The sequence below is a fragment of the Proteiniphilum sp. LBM24028 genome (assembly GCF_056629195.1).
Window position 1 is genome coordinate 3,801,340 of the sequence record NZ_CM152817.1, and the last position, 25,257, is coordinate 3,826,596.

Annotated in this window: 15 protein-coding genes; 1 reads left to right on the forward strand and 14 read right to left on the reverse strand. The window is 40.4% G+C overall.

Annotation, left to right across the window (positions count from 1 at the left end):
* Window positions 1–64 precede the first annotated feature (64 nt).
* The 5 genes from AC1HCU_RS15255 to AC1HCU_RS15275 form a co-directional block, all read right to left on the reverse strand.
* Window positions 65–1,261, reverse strand: coding sequence for an alkaline phosphatase family protein (locus tag AC1HCU_RS15255; RefSeq protein ID WP_480367411.1), 1,197 nt, complete (start codon window positions 1,259–1,261; stop codon window positions 65–67).
* 13 nt (window positions 1,262–1,274) lie between these two features.
* A complete protein-coding gene (locus AC1HCU_RS15260) occupies window positions 1,275–2,354 on the reverse strand; it encodes a twin-arginine translocation signal domain-containing protein (RefSeq protein ID WP_480367413.1) in 1,080 nt (359 codons plus the stop codon).
* Window positions 2,355–2,360: 6 nt separating this feature from the next.
* Window positions 2,361–3,371 (reverse strand): alpha/beta hydrolase, encoded by a 1,011-nt coding sequence (locus tag AC1HCU_RS15265; RefSeq protein ID WP_480367414.1) that lies wholly within the window; start codon window positions 3,369–3,371, stop codon window positions 2,361–2,363.
* A 110-nt stretch (window positions 3,372–3,481) separates the two neighbouring features.
* On the reverse strand, window positions 3,482–4,195 hold the full coding sequence (locus AC1HCU_RS15270; protein ID WP_480367417.1) for a 3-keto-disaccharide hydrolase: 714 nt from the start codon (window positions 4,193–4,195) through the stop codon (window positions 3,482–3,484).
* On the reverse strand, window positions 4,192–5,367 hold the full coding sequence (locus AC1HCU_RS15275; protein ID WP_480367420.1) for a Gfo/Idh/MocA family protein: 1,176 nt from the start codon (window positions 5,365–5,367) through the stop codon (window positions 4,192–4,194). Before AC1HCU_RS15275 ends, AC1HCU_RS15270 begins: the two co-directional genes overlap by 4 nt.
* Before the next feature lie 28 nt (window positions 5,368–5,395).
* On the opposite strand from AC1HCU_RS15275, the gene AC1HCU_RS15280 reads away from it, so the two are divergent.
* Window positions 5,396–5,548, forward strand: coding sequence for a hypothetical protein (locus AC1HCU_RS15280; protein ID WP_480367423.1), 153 nt, complete (start codon window positions 5,396–5,398; stop codon window positions 5,546–5,548).
* Window positions 5,549–5,667: 119 nt separating this feature from the next.
* On the opposite strand, the gene AC1HCU_RS15285 is transcribed toward AC1HCU_RS15280, so the two are convergent.
* The 9 genes from AC1HCU_RS15285 to AC1HCU_RS15325 form a co-directional block, all read right to left on the reverse strand.
* Complete coding sequence (locus AC1HCU_RS15285; RefSeq protein WP_480367425.1) at window positions 5,668–6,954, reverse strand: BACON domain-containing protein; 1,287 nt, start codon at window positions 6,952–6,954, stop codon at window positions 5,668–5,670.
* 96 nt (window positions 6,955–7,050) lie between these two features.
* The gene (locus AC1HCU_RS15290) at window positions 7,051–8,454 is read right to left on the reverse strand and encodes a leucine-rich repeat protein (protein WP_480367428.1); all 1,404 of its coding nucleotides are present in this window, start codon (window positions 8,452–8,454) and stop codon (window positions 7,051–7,053) included.
* Window positions 8,455–8,530: 76 nt separating this feature from the next.
* Entirely contained in the window at window positions 8,531–10,351 is a 1,821-nt protein-coding gene (locus tag AC1HCU_RS15295; protein WP_480367431.1) for a RagB/SusD family nutrient uptake outer membrane protein, read from the reverse strand.
* An 11-nt stretch (window positions 10,352–10,362) separates the two neighbouring features.
* Complete coding sequence (locus tag AC1HCU_RS15300) at window positions 10,363–13,416, reverse strand: SusC/RagA family TonB-linked outer membrane protein (RefSeq protein ID WP_480367433.1); 3,054 nt, start codon at window positions 13,414–13,416, stop codon at window positions 10,363–10,365.
* Between the two features lie 52 nt (window positions 13,417–13,468).
* On the reverse strand, window positions 13,469–15,022 hold the full coding sequence (locus tag AC1HCU_RS15305; RefSeq protein WP_480367435.1) for a RagB/SusD family nutrient uptake outer membrane protein: 1,554 nt from the start codon (window positions 15,020–15,022) through the stop codon (window positions 13,469–13,471).
* 163 nt (window positions 15,023–15,185) lie between these two features.
* Window positions 15,186–17,903, reverse strand: a complete 2,718-nt coding sequence (locus tag AC1HCU_RS15310; protein ID WP_480367438.1) for a SusC/RagA family TonB-linked outer membrane protein — start codon at window positions 17,901–17,903, stop codon at window positions 15,186–15,188.
* A gap of 390 nt (window positions 17,904–18,293) precedes the next feature.
* A complete protein-coding gene (locus AC1HCU_RS15315) occupies window positions 18,294–21,494 on the reverse strand; it encodes a heparinase II/III domain-containing protein (protein ID WP_480367440.1) in 3,201 nt (1,066 codons plus the stop codon).
* A 42-nt stretch (window positions 21,495–21,536) separates the two neighbouring features.
* Window positions 21,537–23,675: a hypothetical protein gene (locus AC1HCU_RS15320; protein WP_480367442.1), complete on the reverse strand. Its 2,139-nt coding sequence runs from the start codon at window positions 23,673–23,675 to the stop codon at window positions 21,537–21,539.
* 150 nt (window positions 23,676–23,825) lie between these two features.
* Window positions 23,826–25,247 carry a Gfo/Idh/MocA family protein gene (locus AC1HCU_RS15325; RefSeq protein ID WP_480367444.1) on the reverse strand — a complete coding sequence of 474 codons (1,422 nt, stop codon included), beginning with the start codon at window positions 25,245–25,247 and terminating at the stop codon, window positions 23,826–23,828.
* Window positions 25,248–25,257 lie beyond the last annotated feature (10 nt).

Consider the following 25,257-nt stretch of genomic DNA (forward strand, 5'->3'; position numbering starts at 1 on the left):
GTTAAGATTGTTATCTCTCAAAAACAAAGTTAACTAAAATGATATAGCTTTTTTACTGGACTACCTATCCGTCTTTTCCAAGTTTAAACATAGGAACTAATTTACTTTCGGTTAGTTTACTTCGCATAATTGTCAGTACCTTCTTATTCGCCTCTATCAGCTGTTTTACTGTACCGGCTTTATGCCAATCCAAGATCCGATCTTGGTGGTAAAATGGTTCTATAAATGTCTGATTCTCCAGTAACGCCACAAAATTACCAAATTGGGGGTCTTGCTCCGATAACAAGACGAACCTTGCCTTTAACAGGTCATACTCCTTGATTTGCTCGTTTATCGTTTGTATATATCTGGCAGGGTTAAAGTTGGAAACACTTGTTTCTTTCAATATCTCCTGCACAAAGGCACCTGCTCCCCTGTCCGATACGGACCATTTCTGACCCAACAAACCTGCGATGGTGGGTGCCAGGTCAAGATGATCAAAATAGGTCAATGTCCTTCCTTTGGCGATTCCGTTACCGACAAACAATAGCGGAGTCTTCCAACTGTCTTCGTCCAATAAGGGATGCCATCCAATATTGCTTTGTCCGTGATCTGAAGTCACAATCAGAATTGTCTCTTCCCACATTCCTGCGTCTTTGAGAAATGAAACAAAACGTTCTAACTGCTTATCGGCATTTCCTATAGCCTCCGCATAAGAAGAATTTGCAGCGAAGATATTTCTGTAATAAGGTTTGTCTGCCGTGCTTTGGGAGATGTCGTATCCTCTTTGCCCTGGTCTCTGGAGGTGTACGCGCATAAACACGGGATCCTGGGTTTTCAATATGTTTATGGCACAGTCAACCACTTCCGCATCGGTGAATGTATCATCCATTACGAGCGTAGAAAAACCTCTTCCCACAGACTTGTAGGCTGTTGTATTGACAACAAAGGCGGTCTGCCGTTGAGGTGAAAAATATTCCTGCAACATTTTATTTTCTGGAGACAAAAAGAGCGTTCCTTCATGTAAAACCGGATTTGGAAATGAACAGCTGTTAAACTTGCTATAATCCCCAACCGTAGGATGGTGCGGAATAATTACATAGGATTGTTGGATATAGGTTCCTTGTGGGATAAGGCTGTTAAAAGTCGGCATACCTAACTTTTGAGGAGCTTCCCAGTGAAGTCCGTCGATCCCGAACAAAATCACTCTTTTAGGTTGTGCCTGCGTCACTAAATGAAATATTAAGCAGTTAATTATCACATAAATTATTTTCTTCTTCATTTTGACTGGGATATTAAGGTTGTATCATTATTCTCGCTCGCTCAATCGCCTCAGAATGTCTTTCAAAACAGGGAGCCAATGTGGGTCTCCAGGTTGTTTGCATAAAACCCTTGAGCCTGTCGGGACTGATTATCTTCGAGCAGTACTCGACTGTTTTCTCAAAATTGACACTATTTGAATGGTTGCTCCCAGTTGGAATTTGATCATAGCCATGGGCTTCTAATTGGTCGTACAATCTAACATATTTTTCATGCAGAGGATTGTCAAAATTCTCAAATTGAGATGCATAATACCAATTACTTTGCAGAACAGATTTCGGCATTTTTTCAAAAAAAAGGTTCGGATGATCCCACGCGTAATCAGACCAAATCCATGACCTTGCATTCTGTTTTTCTACCAAATCCACCAAGTAATAAAAATCATGCCACCACAGTTCACCTTGGCGAACAACAACGTTCTGATGATTCCTTTGGTGCCCTGCGGTCTCTTCGTCCATACCTAAATGAAAAAAACGGGGAGAATCAAACAGGCCGCACACTTCTTCAATTAAGTTTTTGCATGTGGTATAATATTTCTCCGAAGAAATCATCCTTTGATAGGGACCTAACCAAGCTTTATGACCAGTCGAGAAATTCAGTTTGGGAATAGGTTCCAACCCCATCTCTCGGATCTTTTTCAACTCTCTTTTTAATTCTGAGGGAGACCAAGCGTATTCCACGGCGATCTCCGGATGGCTATCGTACTTCACTCCGTCTCCGAGGTCAATAATCAACATATTCATTCCGGCACCAGCCATTTTGACTAAGAGCTGATCCCAAACATTTTTGTCAAAAGTGAGGTTAGGGTGATATTTATGAGCCCAAAGATATGCTTCCTGACAATTATCTCCGGTAAAAACAGTATCCTGGTAGGGTAAGGGAGCATGATCTTCCCACATATTATAGCTCAAGTGGAGGAGATTGGCCCATATCAACTCATTATTATTGTTGTTTTTTGTCTCCTTTTTGGAAAAAATCTGCCCAGGTATTGCTGTTGCCACTCCGGCAACGGCTACCTGTTTAATGAATTCTCTACGATTTGTCATTTTATTCAAATTGTTTTAAAACCGATTATTGAACTCTTTGTCGATTAATTGATAGATACTAGTTCTTACCTCTTGAGGAAAGTCATGACCTGCATTGGGATAAAACACCTTTAGGTTTTTTTTTACTCCGAGTAATTCATACGCGATGGAAGCTTTCCGGATACCTATTCTCACCCCCTCCACGTCAAAATTCTTATCATGTAAAGGCGAATTTGAAATAAAAAGACGAGGTGCTATCGATTCGATTATTTCATGAAAATTGAAAGGGATTTTGTTTTGATTCAACTGGTATTTTGTTCTGAAAAGGGGCATATATTTGTCTTGTGCCCAAGGTCCTAATCTTCCTCCGAATCTTTCTGAAGATAGACCGATATCATAGTATTCAAATTGTGTCCACCCACAACTGGATACAACCACTTTTAAGCGGGAGTCAAAAGCGGCAACGAATAGGGCATTATGCCCTCCTAAAGAATGCCCGATGACACCTATCCGACCGGTATCGACCTGATCAAGGTCTTGCAATAAGTCCACACAACGGATATGATTCACTATCCCCTTCATTGTTCCCGATTCATAACGGTCGTGCTCGAAATCGTAATTTTTCAGATCGCCAAAACCTGGATAGTCGGGTGCAATGACGACATACCCTCTTTCGGCCAACTCTTTTGCAATCGCCCTATTTGGTAAATTCCCCTGTCCATCTACTATTCCCTTACCCAAATCTCCCGTCGAATGCAATACAAGCATCGCTGGATACCTTTCCGGACTTTTGCATGCGGGCAAGTATAGATAAGCGGGAAGATCTTCATTTTCAGCAACGGTAAAACTGATGGTATAACGGGTATAATCCTTTGTTTGCGTGCTGTCTTTATACTGAATATTCATTGGAGGCAGGTTCACGAGGCATGGTAATGGCCCCATCACCGCTTGCAGGCTATCCAGTACAGAATCATTATTTTTTCCGGGAAGGAGATGTACTCCTGTCAACAATAAAATAAACCCCGATATGAGTATCTTTTTACACATAAACATCTGTCAACTTATATTACTTACACAATAAAATTGCCTGTCATCTTCCGCCAATCTCCCCTGTTGGTATCGGGGACTTTCACAGGTTTTTCGGCATAAATAGTCTTCTATAATTCTTTAATTCTTATATTTCGAAACTTAATGATATCTCCATGTCCTAAGAAAGCGATATGCCCTTTTTTATACAATAGTTTTGATGTGTCTTTATCAGCGGAGGCATTTTTTATCAATTCATCGATATCAACTTTCAAAATAAGGGTACCATTTAAAAGTACGTGCAGATGGTTTTTATTCATCATAACCTCTTGATAATTCCACTCCCCGGCAGGTTTCAGGTGCCCTCTTTTTGCCGGTGCCCAATGGTAAAGAGAGCCATGGAATTGGTAAGGTTCCAAATCTTTATATTTGGGGTCATAGTCATCCAATATCTGTAATTCTACGCCATCAAATCCCCGAGGAGTATGCACAATTTTGTGCCTTACCCCAAGTCCGTTATTCGCTCCGGGTGTAAGCATGAATTCAAAACGAAAAATAAAATTATCGTACTCTTCTTTGGTATACAAATTCCCTCCAGAACGAATTTTAGGTTGCATTACAATACATCCGTTTTCGACAACGTATTGGTTTGTGTTGTCTATCCATTGATCCATGGAGGTTCCATCGAAAAGAATTTTGAAACCTTGCCTTCGCTCCTTTGGCGATAGTCGAAAAACGTTTTTTTTGGCAGGACTTTCCCGTGTAGTCAAATCTTTCTGAGAATGGCAGGATGTGCAGAGCGAGAGAATAAGAGAAAAAGTGAAAATAAAAAAAATCTGTTTCATTTTATTATTTGTAATTTTTTGGCATTCCATTGAATTGCCTGATTTGTGAGATAGCTTTCATAACTTAACAAGACGGGTGCGGATGAGCGAACGGCAAAAAGAGCATCACCGGCTATCGGGGTATTATTTTTTATTCCATTAATAAAACTAAAATGATGGTCATAATGTCCTCCTTTATATCCTTTTTCAGCACGAAAAACATACTCCCGGGGAGATGCTTTCTCAGGAATATTCATTCCCTGTCTTAATTGATCCAATACCTCAATATCTTTTAAATGTAAGTCGTAGGTCGTCTTTAACGTGACTTTATCCCATCCTACATCCAATGACCCTTTTGAGCCAATAATTTTAAAATCCGTACTGCCCCATTTGTTGGAAATCCCGTCTATATAGTTCGCTCCTAATTGTACCGTAAACTCACCTAGGTTGTTTCTGTCGGGATAATCAAAATATCCCAGCATGATATCCGGCGTGTCACGTAATCCATTGGTATAGTACCGTATTCCGCCAGTTGTGTATATTTTTTCCGGTCCTATTGCATCCATTATATAATGAATGCTGGCCAATACATGTACAAATAAATCTCCTGCAATACCTGTCCCGTAATCACGCCAGCTACGCCAAGAAAAAAAACGTTGGGGATCAAAAGGCCGTTTGGGTGCGTTCCCTAGAAATCGTTCCCACCAGATGGTTTTCTCCGACGTATCGTGGGGAGGGATAAAGGGTTGTAAAACACGTGGAGGAGCCGTGAATTGTCCATCAATAAAATTCACCCGTCCAATTACCCCAGCTCCTATCAATAGACGAGCGGCCCTATTTCCCAACGAAGACATTCCTTGAGAACCAACCTGAAATAATGTTCCATTTTCTCTCTGGGCCTTGATCAAGGCCTCTCCTTCTTCCAGCTTGTGAATAACCGGTTTCTCACAATACACATGCTTGCCCGCATTCATCGCCTCAATGGCTATAGGTTGATGCCAATGGTCAGGGGTGGCTATGATGACCGCATCTACATCTTTCCGGGAAAGAACTTCTTTATACTCCTTGGTAATAAAAATGTCATTTCCCCATTGTTTTTGAGCATCTTGCAATCGTCGGTCGTAAAGGTCGCAAACTCCTGTTAGTTTCACACCTCCAACAGATAAGGCGGTACGAACATCAGAAGTTCCCATTTTCCCTTTGCCGATTAAAGCGATATTTATGAAAGAATTTGGCGATAAATTACTTCTGATTTGTCTTGCAGGATTACTTTTTGAGAATAGTAATGCAGGGATGCTATTTATCATTAAAGCACCACTTGCTAGTTTTTTTAAAAATATTCGTCTGTTTGGCATGTCGAAATTCTCTATCTAAGTAAATGTTCATTATTTATAAAAAAGGACAGGTCTTAATTATCTCAAATACATTTAATGTATCCATACTTATTTGTCAATTTTGCATAGATCCAACTTTAGCATCTGTAATCCGGCTGATTAATTCTCTTTTAACACACATCTTATTTGGTATTGATAATTACCGTCGTACATTGCCTCCGGAGGGTTTTGCTGCTCAACCATTACAAAACCAACTAATTCATTGCCGTCATTGATAACCTGTTGTACCGCATATGGATGCAGATTCCTATTATAGGAGGGAAAGGCACTTCCCGCCAAAACTCCGTTAAAATGATTTAAAATCATAGCCCTGCTGTTATCATAAGATGAATAGTGATAAACGATACCTGTCTCATCAATTCCAGGGATGCTTGATTCTAATTGCTGGTAACGAAGTGACTTCGCATCTTCCGAGAAATGATACTCCTTCAAGTTTACTCTGGTTAAAAACCAGTTTCTAAAATCATCAGGTTTGCCCCGGGCAAGCACTGAATAACCTTTATAGCTAATTCTGGGGATTTCATTTAATTTTTTGTACACATTCCAATCTGCGTTGCTTCCATAGCCTCTGCCATGCGTAATGTCATAAGTACTGTTTTTAAATTCAATTTGCGCAAGTCCCCCATATTCATCAAGGCTTTCCACAACCCAGTTAATACGCCTATTATCTGAATAGGTTATTTCTAAATCACCTGTTTGTGCGTCATAAAAGTATCTTCCTTCTTTGAGTCCTGATTGTCCTTGTGGATTTATCCATCCGGTAGGTGTAAATAAGTAAATCGTCCCGTTGGCTCCTCCCACTGTCCCGTTATAGGTATGGAAGGCTGTTTTTCCTTTTCTCAAATTGGTATCCCAATACCAGGATTCTTCATGAAAGGTGCCTGTGACAGGATTAAATTCAATGTTGGATAATTGTGCCCAAATTCTACCGGAAATAGCAAATCGCCCAAAAACCACTGTATAGTTTTTTTTATTTCCCGGTAAAGGTACTACAGGGTCAATTTTTTTATCCTGAGTCAGATTCACTTTAACATTGTAATCTGATTCTGTGATTTTTACCAATAGCACTCCCGTCCTTGCATTATACGTATTGTTTGCCGAAGCAGTAACGGTGTTTGTGTTTTTATCAATTGAAAAACCTTCACCCGAAACAGTCACATCATAAGGTATATCTTCAGAAACGCGGTCGGTTATATCTCCATCAACCGTTACAGTTGTAATTTTTTTTGAGATGACATCAAAAGTGAATTCTCCCCCAGAGCTATTAAAATTGTAAGTTTGAGGAGATACCTCAATGGAGTAACTAATCAGCACATTCACAATTGGTTCGTCACTACATGAAACGAAAAATATGATGGGGATAAATATCAAGATAAACCTATTCATAAAATCTCTTTGTCTTAAAAATGTTATTTCTTTCGTCTATAATTAGACGAAAGAAATAACAAAAACTGCCTGATGGCTCATTATTCACTGATATCGCTATTCTTCTACTATTTCCTTGAACTGGCTCCATACTGTATGGGCGAGATAATTTTCGCGTGCGCCTATTGGCACATACAGAGTGGCATTGGCTATGTTGCTGGTCGCAAAGGCCGTACCACCTATTGGAGGAGGGGTGTTGCTTTTGACATGAAAATCGGTAAACGCGCTTGCTCCAGTAAACGCCTGATTTCCAATGCTTCGAATGGTGGACGGGAGTGTTATCGATTTTAAACTTGAACAAAGATAGAAGCACCGATAATCCACATATTCAACTCCTTCCGGAAACTCAATTGAAATTAAGCGATTGTACTCAAAAGCATATTGACCAATTCGTGTGGTTCCTTCGGGTACAATGTAATCTGTTCCATCACGCCCTCTCGGAAATTTCCATAATGTTTTTGCAGTGCCTGCACGTCTGAATAAAACACCTCCGATTGTCTCAAAAAAATCATTATCTTCGCTTACCTTAAATTCAATTAATGAGTTTGCAGTCATGAAAGCCCTGTCTCCTATCGTAGTTACATTCTTGGAAATAGTTAAGACTTCTACATCCGTTCCATTAAAAGCATTATTGGGAATAGTGGTAACATGCTCGAATTCAGGATCTGAAGATAAGTCAATTACTGTTTCACGACCTTTCCACAATGTCAAACTTGTGCCATCAATAGTATATGAATTTGGAGAATATCCCACGTCTTGCTTGATCTCAATCGTTTTGGATAAAGGATCGTCGTTCAAGGTCACTGTCACTGTACCAGTCAGAGGTTCTCCTTTAATATTTCGTACCGCTGTAATGGAATTGCCGATAATGGTAAAATCAGAGTTATCAACTGATACAGTATAAGCAGCGTCACTTTCAGAAACATCAACCACTTCTCCTCTCACAGTAGTTGTGATTATTCTAGTTGCTGTTATAGTTAAAGTTGCAGTCCCTCCAGTAGCTGGAAACGCATAAGTTTCAGGAGACACTTCCAATGTATAGGTTGTTGATATATTTCCAATTCCAATCTGGGTCAGTATAATCTTTTCTTGTATGTCAGTGCCTTCTATGGTCACCGTTGCTGTTCCTGTGCGGAGTAAAATCTCATTACTATTTTCAGCCACAATTTTATTATCCTGGATCTTGAATCCATCTCCTTCGACCGCAACGGTATATAAAGCATCTTCTTCTTCCAGATTCACTTTTCCATCCAAAATGGTTTGGGTTTTCTTTGTAGCTTTGATATTAAGCTCAATTTCACCTCCCTCTGATGGAAAAGTATGGGAAGCAGGTGTCGCTTCGAGGACGTAACTTTCACCTATTAAGGTTGGTATATCATCCTTGCAACTCCATATTACAAAGAGACCCAAAAGTACAAGAATATTTACTAATTTTTTCATAATCAAAAATTTAGCATCCATTGATGATTTCTTTAATAATTTCAATAAACAATACTTTTACTCTTCTTCATGATGTTTTTTGTAAACACGCAATTCATTATTCTTCAGTTTCCGGGCTCATTGCATAACCCGGATTTTGTATCAAGTTAGGGTTCGTGTAAAGTTGATGCTGAGGGATTGGCATTCTATACATTCTGGTATGGAAATAACGTGTTTCAATTGTTCTGATCTCATAGCGAACGCTTCCGTTGGCTTGCCAAACAGGAACCTGTGCCTGGATGTTTGTCAATGTGTTTGGATCGATCTTCCACCTCCGAATATCCCAGAATCGATGTTCCTCGAAAGAGAACTCAACCCGTCTTTCGTGCCTTATTTTTTCCCTCATCACCTCTTTTGATAGACCGGGATCAATAGGAGGCATCCCTCCTTCTAATCCCATGTATTCAGCCCTATCCGGGTATTGTGCCCGTGTCCTGACTTGATTAACAGCCCACAAAGCTGTTCTGCCATTTCCCAAACCATCTACTTCCGGCCCAAAAGCCTCGTTCATGGCTTCCGCATAATTTAATAAAATCTCAGCATACCGGATATACGGATAGTTTTGATGTGTTCCACCACCAGCAGGGCTACGTGCGTCCCAGTTAATATTGAGATCCAAATCTGCAAATTTTATACTATAAACATGTGAATAGTAGGGGCTTATTTCTGAAGGATTATGGGCCGGAGTTACGGCTCCGGGTTCTGCCTCCCCAAACTGTGCGACTTTACCCAGAAAACGATATCCATTAAACATGCAATCTCTGTAGAAACGGGGGTCCCTGTGCTTGTATGGATCGTTGGGGTTATACCCTGACTCCGGGTCATCGATAGCGTATGCTTTACCGTTATTGATAATTTCATATTCTTTTATCATGTTATAAGTAACCTGGTTACAGCCGCTTTTCCCATATGCCCCGGCAGGATATAGTTTATTTGGGACGCTGATTGAAGTCATATAAGCACAGGGTTGATTAACATGAATGAAAATTAACTCGGGATTCATCCTTGTAATAAATAAATCCGAAATATTGTCATGTAAGCTATAATGATTCAGATCCATTACAACTTTTGCCGCTCTGGCCGCAGTTTCCCATTTTCCGACATCATATTTGCCTCTGAAGGGAGAGTCTTCTGGTTTGTTGGGATTATTCCACAAGGGACTTGCGGCATATAATAAAATCCTCGACTTGAGGGCGAGCGCGGCTCCTTTGGTCACCCTGCCATAATCATAGGCGGGATGTTCTAAAGGCAATACATTGGCAGCGTCATCGCATAATTTGAGTATAAAGTCCACGGTTTCGTCGAACGTGCTTCTCGGGGTAGTCATTTCATCGGTTATGTCAAATACCCCTTCCACAATAGGCAGCCCACCGAATTGTTTGAGAAGTTCAGAATAATGAAACGCTTTGAGAAATATTGCCTCACCCTTTCGTATCGCACGTACAGAAGCATCGAAGTTAAATTCGGGATCATCGGGAACATCATCGATATGCGATAAGAATAAATCACTGGAACGAATGGCTTCCCATGATTGTGCCCAATCGGCATGTGAGAATGTGTTTGTGCTGGGATTCCAACCTCCTGAATTAAATGTGTGCAACGCCCCGGTAGTCGTTAAATTTGTAGTTCCATTGTCTGTGGCTATTTCCAGCAAAGCATCGCTCCCGCGCCATCTCATCCCCTTGTTCCCTGTCTGGGGAATCACGGGCAGTAGTTGTCCGTAAATGTCGTTCAGAAAGAGCATGCTGTTTTCAGCGTTTTTAAAGACCTCTTCTTCCGTGAGGCTTGATGTTGATTCAGGATCCAGCAAGTCTCCCACATCTGTGCAAGAAATGAAAACAGAGAAGACGAAAGATAATAATAAGAATATATATTTCATAATAATCAGTTTTAGAATGTGATATTAAGACCCAACGCGTAAAATTTTGTCTGAGGATAATAATTGCCCCGGGTTCCCGACGAGTATTCTGGATCCAAGTATTTTATACGATCAAACGTTAATAAGTTAGATCCGTTGATAAAAACTTTCAAATCGGATACACCCCATTTTTGAGTAATATTTTTGGGTACGATATACCCTATTTCCGCGGTTTTTAATCTTAAATACTCACTATTAAGCAATTGGAACGACGAAATCGCTTTTGTCTGGGTTGATGCTCCCAATATGAGTGATGGGTACTTCGCAGTAGCACGGGTATCCAAACCTCTCTCGGGATCATAAACCCAACGGTCCATGTGAAATGGGAGAACGTTTGGGGCAAACTCATATCTTAACTCCGAACTATAGCGTGAACTTACATTAGAGGCACCCTGCCAGAAAGTGTCGAGATAGAAATTCATATACGAAAATGAGAGATTAAATCCATAAATGATTTCCGGAATAGTCGGGTGGCCAATCGCGGCCACATCCCGATCATCGATCACCCCGTCTTCATTCAAATCTTTAAACATCAAATCCCCTGCATAAATTGTTCCTGATGGTTTAGGGACATCGGGGTTTTCCAAATCAACGTAATCATAAAATTTCCCCGTCCAAACGTAACCAAATTCTTGACCGATAGGGTGATCCTTTTGCATCTGGTATGCGTATTCTCTCTGAGCTTCTGCTATGTAATCCACATTACTCCGCGCGAACGTGTAATTGCCTCCAATGGTAAAACCAAAGTCCCTGATTTTCTCAGTATAAGAGAGAGACAACTCTATCCCTTTGTTTGTCACCCTTCCGATATTTTGGGCGGGCAATTTGGAGGAAACAAGTCCCGTATGCGTTGGCACATCAGCTCTGCGGACTAAAATGTTACTTCTTTTCTCTTGAAATACATCGCCAACAAAATTCACTTTATTGTTAAACAAAAACAGGTCGACACCAACATTCGTTTTTTTAGCTATTTCCCATGTTACATTTTCGTTGCCTAAAGCTCCTTCCTCAATTCCACTCTGTGCGATTGGGGTTTCCCCGAAATTGTAGACCTCGTGCCAATAATCGGTCCAACCCGCATTACTAACCTTGTTGAATTCGTACTTGTACAGATACCTGTAGCCTCCAATTTTATCATTACCGGCCGTACCATAAGAACCTCTTAACTTCAAAAAACTTATAAACGCCAGATTATTTTTAACCCAATTTTCCTCTGATATCACCCAACCCAAAGAGAATGCTGGCAATAACGCATAACGGTTCCCTTTTGAAAATTGGTCCGAGCCGTTATATCCCACATTAAATTCAGCGAGGTACTTTGATTTGTAGCCATAGGTTAACCTTCCCGATACCCCCCTGTATGAAACAGGAAGTACGGCATCAGATTCACTCTGAGATTGGATGTAAGTGCCCATGGCGGTGAGTTGGTGGGCTTCAGTTATCTTTTTTTCATAATTCAATGCAGCTTCAAAGCTTGTCCTTCTCGTGTATGGCAAGTTACTCATTGCATTGGTCTTGAATGCTTCTGCCCTTCGCAATGTATATTTATCTGTCTCCGGGTTATAAGAATATAAAGCAGGAATCCTTTCAGGGTTAATCACTTTTCTAACTCCTGAAGCCGCTACTGCACCATACATCCCCCTGAATGAGAGTCCCGGTGTGATAAAATCCAGTTTCTGATTTAATGTGGCATTGGCCTCCAGCGTATTGGTAGATCGATGTCGATATCCTCCCTCTTTTAACGTTGCCATCTTATTCCAATCATCATTCAATCCAAATGCCCATGTTCCGTTTGGATTTTTTATAGGGGAAGCATTGCCAAGCGTTGCTAAAATTGCCCACCAAAACGATCCGTAGTAGCGTTGCCCGGTAGATTCACCATAATTTACATCAATTTTATCTTCTAATCTACCATTCAAATTCACGCCCAATAGTGTGGATTTCGTGATGTTAAAATCAAAATTTGTTCTCAAGTTATATTTGTCATACCTTGTTTCCAGTCCTGGACCAGCTTTGAATGGCCCACCCGCGTGATTGTATTCTCCTGAAATGTAGTATTTAACCGTTTCAGTTCCACCTCTCACGTTCACGTTGTGTTGCTGTTCGTAGAAATGATTTTTTACCATCTCTCCATACCAATCCACGTCTGGATAATTAAGTGGATCATCTCCTGTACGCCAGTGTTCAATAGCTTGTTCCGTATAAAATGGCGTTTCGTTCCCCATATTTCTCCACGCTTCATTATAAAGGACTGCATAGTCATACGCGCCTAATGGCCTGGGAAAAGGAAGAGGCTGGTGCATTCTGAACTGCGAGTTGATGGTGATTTTTGGTCTTCCCAAAGCGCCTCTTTTCGTGGTGATCAGGATAACACCATTCGCGCCCCTGACCCCGTATACTGCCGTAGCAGAAGCGTCTTTTAAGACACTGAATTGATCCACGTCTTCAGGATTTATCCTTCCGAAATCAGACTCCATTCCGTCCACAAGCACCAAAGGTGCCGCATTATTGGGCGTTGCCCTACCCCGGATAAAAATACTGGAATTATCCATTTCCTGGGTTGTGTACCGGTTATCCCCACCACCCAAATTACCATCTCCCAGTCTGGCCAATACGCCGGGCACCCTGCCAGCTATTGCGCTCGTTAAGTTCGTGGGAGCAGCCATGGTTATCTCGTCCTGCCCAATATTTGATATTGCTCCTACCACGCTGGCCTTTTTTTGTTGCCCATATCCAACGACGACCACTTCCTCCAGTACTTCAATATCTTCTTCGAGTATAATGTTAATGACTCGTCGATTTCCTACGACCACTTCCTGCGTCACAAAACCAATGGAGCTAAATGTCAACACTGTTCCTGTCGGAACAGTAATGCGATATTCTCCATCGATATTACTTACTGTTCCCTGTCCTGCTACCCCTTTGATCAAAATATTTACACCAGGAAGCGGGTCATTGTCAATAGCGGATACCACACGTCCTTCAATTGCAATATTTTGGCCAATAAGATGTACTGAAAAAATCAAATTTAATAATATTATGATACTATATTTTTTCATTTTATATTAAATTAAATGGTTACCACCCAGTATTTTGAATTAAATTTTGATTCCTGCTGATTTCCGTTTGAGGAAAAGGATAGAGATACATCTTCGGATCGAATACCCTGTTCTCAACAACAGCTTTACTATAAGAAAAAGTGCCGTCCGTATTTTTGGTTATCGATATTCCATGGACGGGGCTGTTGAGTATTTCAACTGCTATTTTCCATCTTCGGAGATCCAGATGCCGATGTTCTTCAAAGGCAAGTTCAATTTTTCTTTCATGCCGGATGGCATCTCTCATCTTCACTTTATCTCCCGCAGGCACAGTTTGTGATAAATCGATATTCCCCGTAATTCCCGCTCTTACCCTGATCATTTTAATAGCATCACGTGCAGTTAGGCTGAATCCCTTCGGATCGGTGTCAGGTCCATAGGCCTCATTCATCGCTTCCGCGTAGTTTAACAAGACTTCTCCAAAACGGAATAGCGGAAAACAATGGAAAGCCGTACCGGTAGGGGCATTCCACCTTGCGTTCACGCTTAAAAATTTTCGAAGATAAAAACCTGTTCTTGTTGCGTTCGTTCCCTCAAGATCATTTCCGCCGGAGAATGTTTCAATCGTCATATTGTTCATCCATGTTGCCCCATTGTATAAAATACTTTTATAAAAACGTGGCTCCCGGTTTAAAAAAGGATTTGCCGCATGTATCGGATTGTCCCAATCGAAGCGTGTCCCATTAATCATCTCATAAGAGTCCACGAGTTCCAGGGTTGGATTCGTTCCTCCCAATCCTCCGGTGATACTAACCGGTCCGTTCAAGCGCTCTAACGTATTTGTGGCTCCCTCCATGCGTGAAAATATGATCTCACGGTTGTTATTCAATGTATTAAAGAAAGTGCCATAATCGTTGAATAAAGAATAGACTGCGCTCCCGTTCGAAGCGAGGTTTATAATACTGGCAGCAGCTTCTGCCGCATCTTCCCATTTTGAGATGTTGTATGTTCCCCGCTCTAATCCGTCGCTGGGATTTGAAGCATCATTAAATAGAGGGCTTGCTGCGTACAACAATAATCTCGACTTTAGTGCCAATGCCGCACCTTTTGTTGCCCTGCCTAACTGGTTGGCAGCGTACGAGGTGGGAAGAAGTCCACTTGCTTCATCGCACAGGGATGCAATATATTCTACACATTGATCGTACGTGTTTCTGGGAAAACTCAGCTCTTCACCTGCGTTCAACATTCTATCTACGATAGGATATCCTCCAAATCGCTTCAAAAGTTCAAAATTATACAAAGCCCTTAAAAACAGAACTTGACCATATAGGATGTCTCTTCCGTAAGGACCCATAATGAAATCTTGGATATTTGGCCTTATGAGTTCTTCATAGATAAATGTTTTTCTAATAGCATCGTAAGATGAAGAGAACGAGTTGTCGTGCAGCGTAGTTGGACCCCAACTTCCGGTACCCCATCTTTCTGCTTCAGATCCTACGGAGGCATGCACTGCCTCATCAATTGAAGCTGCTACCATCGAATTGGATCCCAGTCGGTTATGGCCTGTGGGAATATCGGCGTAAATATTATTCACAAAACCATTGATTTTGACCGAGTCTCCTAATAAAATTTCGATGGGGGTAAAGTCCACTGGCCGGGAGTTAATGGTGTCTTCAGCACAAGAATAGAACATCCCAAGTATTGTGGAGAGTATTAAACAAATAACTATATTCCTCATAATTGTTTAACTTTTATAATTAAAAACTAATATTAAATCCCACACTGAATGTGCGGCGTAAAGGATAATTCATTGCGCCATCAGGTCCATCCGGATCTTTTGTATTAACATTATCCCACGTGTATAAGTAATTTCCATTGACAAAAAGCCGCAGTTTAGACATTCCAATTTTACTGGATAATGACTTGGGGAGAGTATATCCTAATTCAACGTATTTAAGCCTGAAAAAAGAATTATCTTGCACCCAATATGAACTTGCAACGTAGTTGTTGTTATTGTTTAAGGTTAATCGGGGATAGCTGGCAGATTGGTTCTTTCCAGGAGTCCATCTATTCAGATGATGTTCGAGGACATTTCCTGTTGTGCTATAAAAGTCCCAGTAAGTCCAGCCGGAATTATACGTGGTGCTGCCTTGTGTTCCTTCAAAGAAAACATTCAGGTCGATTTTCTTAAACTCTGCTCCCAGGCTTATGCCATAATACACCTCCGGCATTTTATATTTACCAATAAATGCGATGTCATTTTCATCGATAACGCCATCTTCATTCAAATCTTTATACTTTAGATCTCCCGGCTTTTGCACTCCCAAAAGGGATTGATCGGGAAGCGAGCTAATGTCATCCTGCTCCGTGAAATAGCGATCAAAAACATACCCGAATCTGGAGCCATATGGATTTCCTGTTCTATACATCCATGGATACGCTCTTATCGCCTCATCCTGGTAAACAATTTCATTGACAGATTTAGAATAGTTGAAATTGACGTGATAGTTGAAATCATTGATTTTATCGTTCCACCCAGCCGACAATTCATACCCTTTATTTTTAAACTTACCCTCTGGAACATACACGGTTGCTCCATACATACCTGTAATTGCATTTTGAATCATGATATCGTTGTTATTTTCTGAAAAGAGGTCAAAACCGAGGTTCAACCTGTTATTCCATACACTCAGATCAATTCCGGCATTTAAGATTCTGTTTTTCTCCCACGTGATGGTAGGATTCTCCACTTTGGTTTCTGTGTATCCTGCTTGAGTCGCGGGATTCACTCCAAACGAATAACCCGATCCGCCCGAATATGCCGATAAATAACCAAAATATACTCCTGGCATGTTTGCGGTGATACCATAAGAACCCCGAAATTTCAGGAAATTCACAAAGGAGTTGTTCTTCAGGAAGTTTTCATTTGATACAATCCATCCTGCAGAAAGGGCTGGCAGAAAAGCATATCTGCTGCCTTTGGCAAACTGCTCACTCCCTTGATATGAAAAAGCAAAATCCACTAAGTATCTATCTTTAAAATTGTAGGAGACTTTTCCTTTGGGCCCTTGAAAATTCGCATACAAATCAGAAGAGAGCAGATTATCACTTTGAAACCTCTCGTACATGATAAAAGCGTCCAGGTCATGATCTCCGAAACGATTTGAATAAAGGAGGGAGAGGTAATGCTGATAGTTTCTGAAGTTATAGTCGTAAGCTCCCGAATTACCGGTTTGGGTATCCGTTCCAATTTGATCATAGGTTTTCCCATCCGTTCTCAATTGATATACTGCAAAGTTCTTGGTTCTATAGGTGCGGTAATCATTATAATTATTAAATCCAACCAGTGCTTTTATTTTAAAACCTTTTACAAGGTCTTTTAGATTATAAACCACGTCTGCGAAAGTTGACAATGAAAAATTGTCTTCCATGGTATATCCCTTATGATTTAACATCCCGTAAGGGTTATTCCGATAGTCATTTGTCCCGGCTATAGATCCGTCTTCATTTACAATCGGGTGCGCATTAAACGGGGTTGAATACATGTAGGTAAGCATGCTTTGCGCAAAAAGTCCATTGTTTAAACCAGTGATAGGTGCATTCATTTTATTTTTTTTCGCCCGTATGTCAATATTTACGGATAAATTGTTACCGACCTTGGTTTCCACATTCCCATGCACATTGAATGTCTTTACACTGGAATTCGTATTATAGGTATTTAAATCATCTTCCACATTAAACAGTCCATTGGCGTAATAATAGTTGACCGCCACATAGAATTTGCTATTGTTATTTCCCCCACTAATCCCAATATTGTTTCTTGTTTGGATCGTGAGATCCCTTAGAAACTCTTTACCCCAGTTTACATTGGGATATACATACAAATTGGTTCCATTCTGATAATTGTCCAGCGCTGCCTGGTCGTATCTTAACGTGGCGTCTGGATTATCATTCCGTAATGCCTCGTTATACAAGAGTGCATAATTATACGCGTCAAGGAATTTTGGCTTTCGTCCAAACTGGGAAAATGAAGTCTCGCTATTAAAATTTACTTTCACCCTGCCCGCTTGGGCTTTCTTCGTGTTGATCAAAATTACACCATTTGCTGATTTCAGGCCGTAAAGGACAGTTGCCGCGGCATCCTTCAGCACACTGACACTTTCAATGTCATATGGATCAAGCATTCTTATGTCGTCGGGTCTCCCATCAATCAATATTGTAGTGTTATTGTTTCTAAATGAATGATGCCCTCGCACTACCTGGTCTGATTCCTCGAAACCAGGAAGCCCGGTCACATTTGTCTGAAACATTCCGGTTACTCTTCCCGGCAAAGCATTCAGAATATTTGATATGGGAATATTCTGAATGACGTCCCCCGATATGTAAGACACTGAACCTGTAAGAAATTTTGATTGTTTCGTATCATACAGCAATCGTATCGTATCTTCGCCTTGAAAAAGACTGTTGCGGTTCATTTGCCCGAAACCTTTATTTGTTAAAATTGCATTAAAAATAAAAAGACAGACAATAAAAAGGACTTTTTGCTTATTATTCATCATAAATTAAATATTAAGAAATTAGATACTTGTTTTTTTAATTATTTTACGATAATTAGCGGTATTATTATATATATATATATTTATTAGTAGGTGTTTATCTGAAATTAGTCGTCTTAGAGCATCAATTTTTCCTGTTTTAATTATTTTTTTACGATTACTAAAGATTAATTCTCCTTTATCGCTTTATTCAACATGCAAATAAAGTTGAAATTAGAAAGAAAAATGTTTAATTTTGCGAAATGGTTTCCTCTAAAAACGTTGAAAATACTTCCGTCTTTGGTGAAAGTTGATTATTTCAACTTATACTTATTGTTGATGATCCCACGAAAAAACGGATTTAATCACAAACTCATCCCCGATACCTATATTAGATATCCAGGCCTCATCTCCAACAGACATTGCATCTACGGCTGTACGATGATTAGTTGACAAGGTTCCCCCATATACACCCTCGAGTGTGCTTACCTCCCGGAAGTCGCTATCCAGGAGGGTTGCTCCCGCGTAATCTTTCGTAAAAGTTAAACTGGTATTACTCTTCAATTGGTCTTCCACGATATCATCTATTCTTAAATGGCCTGTCAGCAGATCATCGCTGGTGCGAATTTTTAAGCTGCCATTTATCAGTTCTACATTCTCTATTGGATGTGCCGTTGTCCTGTATGAATTAGTGAAAAAAGCAATACGGCCGAAGAGGTCATTGATGGGAGATTCAATTGTCTTATTCAATTCGACCTGAAACGTGTTGTTTTTAGCATCCACGCTAATTACTTTACCTCGAATCTCCTCGGATTTAAATTGTTGTCCATTAGAGCGAAAATATGATCCCTCACTAAAGAATAACCGGATTAGCTTATTATTTTTAAATGTTGCCACTACATCTGTTGCATCGGTGTGTATATCATATTTTAGTAAAAACTTTTGTGAACCTGTCGGGTCATGGATAACTACATCTGTCAACAGATCCCTGTTGACTTCAACAACATGCCCTTTACCACGATCCAACTGGATTAATTGAGCAGATTTGAACAGGCTATCCTCTCCCTTATGTGGTGCGATAAGGCTGATAAAGGTGCTTTCAAGTGGAATATCATTGTTTGATTTTCTGCGGGCAATCAAATATTTCAACAAATGTTCCTTTCCCCTGGGCTTATCGTAAGCATCTGCTAAAAACACATCCTGATCCGTATCAGGTAATAACAACAATCGTAATCGCGCGTTTTTATCACGGGAATGACGATATTCCACCATCCCATTACCGCTTTTAAGCTTTTGAACGTTAAACAAATGCTGATATCCGGATCCTTGATAGGCAGCGTAACCCGTTTTATGTCCATCATTCTGCAATTTAACATCATCATATATCTTTCCAATTTCAACAGTTGGTCCAGCAAAGGTGCCGGGCAAAATATCACTCCAGCTGCCATTCCGTGAAATCACCTCACCCGGAGGGCCGTGCAATGAATAATTGTGACAGTAACCACCATGGACATGAAAAAAATCGATAAAATAACTCTGTTCATTGTCTGTATCCACCATAGTTATATTACGTCTGTAAATTTGAGCATCTTCGTATGCGGGTGAAGAAGCATTGATGACTCTCGCAAAAGATCCGTCCGCAAAATTATATAGTGCCCCGGGTAGATTCCGTTGTTGACGTTTTTCGTCTATGACGACCGTATTGTGGGAAATCGTGTTTCGTGACCAAGTGTAAATTCCCGGCACGAATACATTCATGGCATCCGGATATCCTAAATCGGGCATCATTTTTTGGCCATTGGCGAAAATTTCGATGTTCAGAAAATCCCAATGAAAATGAGAGACGTGCATTCCGTAGGTAAGAGAAACAGCTGTTTGATCGGATGGATTATTCAATATGCCTAACCCATAGCCGGCAAAAATTCTGGAGGGAGCAGGTGCAACTACTTTTCCACCGGGCAATTTGGGAATCGAGACCAATGGCTTGCGAAATAGGGACGCAAATGAACTAAAGCTTTGTTCTTTAGATCGATTGATCCATTGGAGGTATTTGTCTTCCCCGTAATGATTATATGCGATGTGATAAATATCAGGATTTTTCCCGATAACGCCTCCTAAAACTGAACCACCGTCTCCCAAATCGGGCGTGTATAATTCGGTTGCCACCATTTTTAGAGGGGTGTCAATGAGCCTTTTTAGACGACTCTCAGAGAAAAGGTCAATATTCATTTTTGACAATTTTTCGGCAATTTTCGTCAAATGACTAATCCAGATGGTATTGTATTGAGGAGACTCATACGGCATCCCATCCCTCATCACCTGATTATATAGGGCATATCGCAAGCCGGTTGTAGCTATGCTTGAAGAAGGTTCATTGAGAAGCTGGTGCATTGCTTCATCCGTGCCTGCATGTTGCCGGGACAAGTGCAGGGTGACAAAAGCATTTTGATGCATGCCGAAATTTCCTAAAATCTTTTGTTCTTCAATCGCTTCCAACCCCTCTTCTAAAAGATTGGCTTCTATAAACGCCCGGATATCTTCTCCTGACTTTCCCAATCGTTGCTGTAACATCAATTCCCGGTCTATTTGATCCCAGACCATATCGTATGCTTCCGCGAGATTTATAATCGTATTCGTTTCCCATATGCGGTTCAATATTTTCCCAGGATAACGCTTGCCTTGTTGTCGCATCATCAAGCCATAGCGAGACTGATTTTCATAATCCATTGATGGATAAGCCGATGCAACTCGATATAACATGTTAATAGCTTTCGAGGCATATTGTTGATCTCCCGTGAGGATGTATGCTTGACTGAGCACAGATATACCCGGTAAAATTTGACGATTCCATAGCCATTGATTAGCGTGGGCTACAAACCAATATCTTTCACCTGAAGGTGAGACCCATCCCCATCCATCATCTACATATTCGGTGTCCCATTCTACCTTGTCTTTGAACCCGCTTGAATAATAGGTGACAAAATTATTGGAGGGATATGTCTCTCCACCAACCGGGCATTTTACTTGTAAAGGATGTTTCGGATCGATGATCCAGGGGTAGGCTCCCCTGATTTGAAATATTGAATCCCCATGTACGGGGCAACCTGTTGTGCTTAAGTCAAACGCCCGGGGAACCGCAGCACTCGTTATCAACCGGGATAACTCCTCATCAGTGAAATCCAGCCAGTAATCAGCTCTTTTAAGAATTCGGTCCCGAACAGCTCTTGCCGAAGAATATTGGGCGATATTGTTGATTGCAATATCAACAAGACTGTCGGGATAGATCATTTTTTTGTCTTTCAGCGGGTACAAAATCGCTCTCTCAGGTACCTGCTGAAAAGTAGGAATGATTAAACCATCGTCTGATTGAGCAAAAAAGTTTATCTGGCAGTTTGTAATAATAGCTATAAAGAGCACATACTTCATAATTTGTCCACTATATTGTTTTTTATTAATACGCTGAATCTGTGATCCCGGCATGCGGGATAGCGAGGTAATTATTTGAAATGCATCTTTGATTCTGTTTACCAAAATAATAAAAGAGCTTTTCTCTTTTTCTGTAAATAATTCAGGCTAATACGCAATCATGTGCTTTAGGGATAAAAAATTATCGTTAATCGTTGCGTTAGCTGAAATATCCCAGATAGAGGTTTTCATTTCTCTTAAAGAGAGAATAGAGAGAATCCAACTTTGTGTCCAACCAGTTTCAATACACCATGCTCCCCAACCATGATCAGCATTGGAGCCCCAGTGCTCGAATCTATTATAATCAAAAGCCCGCATCCATCCCCCGTGTACTTCGGGATGTTTCTCGGATTTAACCTGAATTCTTATTAGAAAGTCAGACAGTTTTTCTTCCATTTCCTTGATTGTAGGATCATCAGTTGCATAGGAGGCTTCATGTAAGCCAAGTAAGGCGAAGTTTACAGTATATAGGAGATCTGTAACAGGATCACCATTTTGAGCGATTAAAGAAGCCTCATTCGTCCCGTAAGCTTCGTTCGTCAATGGAGGTGGATATCTTCCCATCTTAATATCTCCAATCTCTTCCCTGATGGCACCACTTTCATCTTGCAATTTCATTATATCGGAAATAACCGTGTTTAAATAATCTCTATTTTTGGGGTTGTCGCTGATTCTTATTAACCAAGATAATGGCAAGATCATTCTGGCCTTTTCTTGTGATAATCCGTTAGTCCAGGTTAGACCATTAGGATAGTTGTCCATGGTTATATCTATCCCTTTTTGTGCTCTATCTAAAAAAAGTTCTTCTCCTGTTTTATGGTATGCCCACAAATAACAAGCCCACAGATAGCTTTCAAAATGCGGTCTTAAATTAATTATATCCCTATCAAAATAATATCTCCAATCATTTTGCTCTTTAAAATTATTAAAACTAAGCAAATTACCCCTAAATCCATTTTTGCCGGTAGTCCGCAACGACCCAAGCAGTGATTTCATAATTAAATCATCCCATTTGTCGGTATCCAAAATCGAAGAAGTAGTTATGGCCGCCAGGAGGAAGCGAGCATTATCATCTCCATAATTAATACCTCGCCAGTATTCATTGTTTATCCCCCATGGAATTAATCCATATGCTGCACTGATAGGATTACTATACTCTCCTTTTAATGCGATTGAATTAAACAGATAGTAATCAAGTAGATTTTCTGCGATTTCGAGATACTCACTATTATTAAATAATTTACCCGCAGTAGCATAAGCCATCGCAGTCTCACTTACACAGTCTCCTCTTTCGAAAGTACCAATTGGTTGTGAGCCGTCGTGATCAATTTCGGAAAAAATACATTCAAAGACACCCAAAGTTCCATCTCCGAATGTCATTTCCGAATCCCATTTAATTTGTTTAATTTCATTTTTTCTTAAAAACTCTAATGTGTCAGTATAATGAGGGGGAATTAGCATTTTGGCATTTTTAAACCACTCAATTCCCAACTTAATACTTTTCTGTTGTGCATCAGCCGGTAGAGGTTCAGTTTTTGAATAGGTTGTTGTAATTGAAGGTTCAAAAATTAAAGAAGATATTCTTGTGTCTGGCAGTAAATATCTCAAAATTTGTTCCCACAATTTACACCAAGCATCATTTGGCGAATATCTTCCAGTAATAAAATTACTTAAATTTGTAAGAGAGATTAGCATGGGGCTGTCCGGCATTTCAAATAAAAGGGGAGATACTTTTTCCGGCAAACCATATATTGCAGAATCAAAGCCAGCCACTTTGGCTGCTACTAAATGAACGTTATTTAAATCTTTATCAACCTCTATATAAGATAATCCATTAAGTTGAAGAATGGTCAAACTATCCAATTCATCGAAAAAATTAGAATTCACAACTACTCTTTGCTTTTTTATTTCTTCTGATTTAATAAAATGAATATTCGGAACACAAGATGGATATTCAATATATGCTCTTATATTTCTTTCTATCAGCAACCGATAAAAGTCTTCATTGAGTGGTGTTTTTTCTTCCGGATAATTTTCTGATAAAATGAGTACAGCACTATTCTCTGGCACTACACTATTGACTTCCGAAAGGTCTTTTAAATGGATGACTTTGAAAGATCGTTGTTCTTCTAAGCTTCTGATTAGGTTATTTATGTTTGAGCTGTAAACATAGAGAACAGGCTTTTTGAAATTCTCACAGCTAAATAAAAGCAAAGAAAAAAATAAGATATTCATGAGATGTTTCATAATCATAAAATATTAAATTGAGTTTTTTGATTCTATTTTTTACGTCTATGATTCAACCAAGAAGATGAATTAAAAGGATGTTATTGACGGGGATCAATTGGATTACACGGGGTAATAAAACTTTTCTTAATACTCTCATAATCGTTTTATTTATAGTTTCCAAGGTTTTCGATACTCGTAGGATAAGTATTTGTTGGCAATATTAGAATTTGTAAATCTTTCATTTATGGCATCCCATTCAAGCCTTTCACGTGTCATCATCGCAATGGTTCCTAAATGAGCTAATGAGGTGGAACGATGACCGATTTCCAATGTAGCCCAAGGTTGTTCGCGTGATTTCACACAATCCAAAAAGTTGCGTATAAGACTAAACGCACTATTTTTATAACTTCCATCTATCAAAAGTGTATCGTCTTTGGACAGGGAATAATCTTCCGGTTCGATCATGGGCTTCCATGTCTGAAACTGTCCGGCACGGGCAGGGGTGATCTTATAGTCATTTTCATCGGTATGCAATGTTCCCTTTGTACCCCTTAATTCGAGGAACCCATGAGGGATAAAACTGCCGGTGCTTGCCTCCAGGATGCTTAATGTAACCAGTACGCCTGATTTGAATTCGTAGGTGACATGCATCGTGTCGGGAATCGTGCGGTCATCGTCTACCACGTATTTTCCACCGTGTGCACTGACGGCGACGGGAGCTTCTTCATTTAGCAACCAGCGGAGCAGGTCTAAATAGTGTACCCCGTTATTCGATATCTGGTTGGCGTAGTCTTCCCACCAACGGAACATGTAAGGGGCAATATTATATTGATAGGGTCTGTATGCCCTGGGTCCCAGCCACATGTCCCAGTCAAAGTTGGCGGGAGGAGTCTCAGGTTGCAATTTCCCGATCCCATTAGGATACATGTTGCTCACGTGGCATGCCGTGCCAAAGGTTATTTTACCAATTTTCCCGGCAGGTATCTCTTTCGCTAATTTTTGAAAGGTAGGCGCGCCCCGCCTGTTCAATCCAACGGTCACTATTTGCCTGCTGCTATTGCCTACTTCAACCATTCTCCGGCCTTCAGCGATTGTTTTCGATAGGGGTTTTTCAACAAAGACATCTTTTCCGGCGTTGATGGCATCAATTGTCTGTAAAGCGTGCCAATGATCCGGGGTGGCGATGCATACCGCGTCGATGCTTTGGTCTTCCAGCATGAGGCGATAGTCCTTGAATTGTTTGACATCCTTAGGGAATTTCTCTCCCATTTTGGGGATGCGGTTTCCCATATCTTTTTTATACCGATCCAGAACGGTTGAATAGTCGCGCGTTACATACGGTTCATATACATCACAAAGTGCTGCCACTTCACAATCAGGCTGCTCCATAAATAGCTGCAGGAGCTGTGTTCCCCGGTTGCCGACTCCAATGAAGCCGACGCGCACTTTGTCGTTTGCGTCGATAACTCTTTTTTTTGTGTCCATAATTGGTGCGGCCACTGATTTATGTGCCACTCCGGAAATCGATAAACCGGCAGCAGCCAGGGTCGATTTTTTGAGAAAATCCCTTCGCGTTGTTTTTTCTTTCATGATTTATTTT

Excerpts from the sequence above, each read along its gene's own strand:
- AC1HCU_RS15255 (WP_480367411.1), bottom strand. The coding sequence starts at position 1,261 with ATGAAGAAGAAAATAATTTATGTGATAATTAACTGCTTAATATTTCAT.
- AC1HCU_RS15265 (WP_480367414.1), bottom strand. The coding sequence starts at position 3,371 with ATGTGTAAAAAGATACTCATATCGGGGTTTATTTTATTGTTGACAGGA.
- AC1HCU_RS15270 (WP_480367417.1), bottom strand. The coding sequence starts at position 4,195 with ATGAAACAGATTTTTTTTATTTTCACTTTTTCTCTTATTCTCTCGCTC.
- AC1HCU_RS15275 (WP_480367420.1), bottom strand. The coding sequence starts at position 5,367 with ATGGGAACTTCTGATGTTCGTACCGCCTTATCTGTTGGAGGTGTGAAA.
- AC1HCU_RS15280 (WP_480367423.1), top strand. The coding sequence starts at position 5,396 with ATGAAAGAATTTGGCGATAAATTACTTCTGATTTGTCTTGCAGGATTA.
- AC1HCU_RS15285 (WP_480367425.1), bottom strand. The coding sequence starts at position 6,954 with ATGAATAGGTTTATCTTGATATTTATCCCCATCATATTTTTCGTTTCA.
- AC1HCU_RS15290 (WP_480367428.1), bottom strand. The coding sequence starts at position 8,454 with ATGGATGCTAAATTTTTGATTATGAAAAAATTAGTAAATATTCTTGTA.
- AC1HCU_RS15295 (WP_480367431.1), bottom strand. The coding sequence starts at position 10,351 with ATGAAATATATATTCTTATTATTATCTTTCGTCTTCTCTGTTTTCATT.
- AC1HCU_RS15310 (WP_480367438.1), bottom strand. The coding sequence starts at position 17,903 with ATGAACCGCAACAGTCTTTTTCAAGGCGAAGATACGATACGATTGCTG.
- AC1HCU_RS15320 (WP_480367442.1), bottom strand. The coding sequence starts at position 23,675 with ATGAAACATCTCATGAATATCTTATTTTTTTCTTTGCTTTTATTTAGC.
- AC1HCU_RS15325 (WP_480367444.1), bottom strand. The coding sequence starts at position 25,247 with ATGAAAGAAAAAACAACGCGAAGGGATTTTCTCAAAAAATCGACCCTG.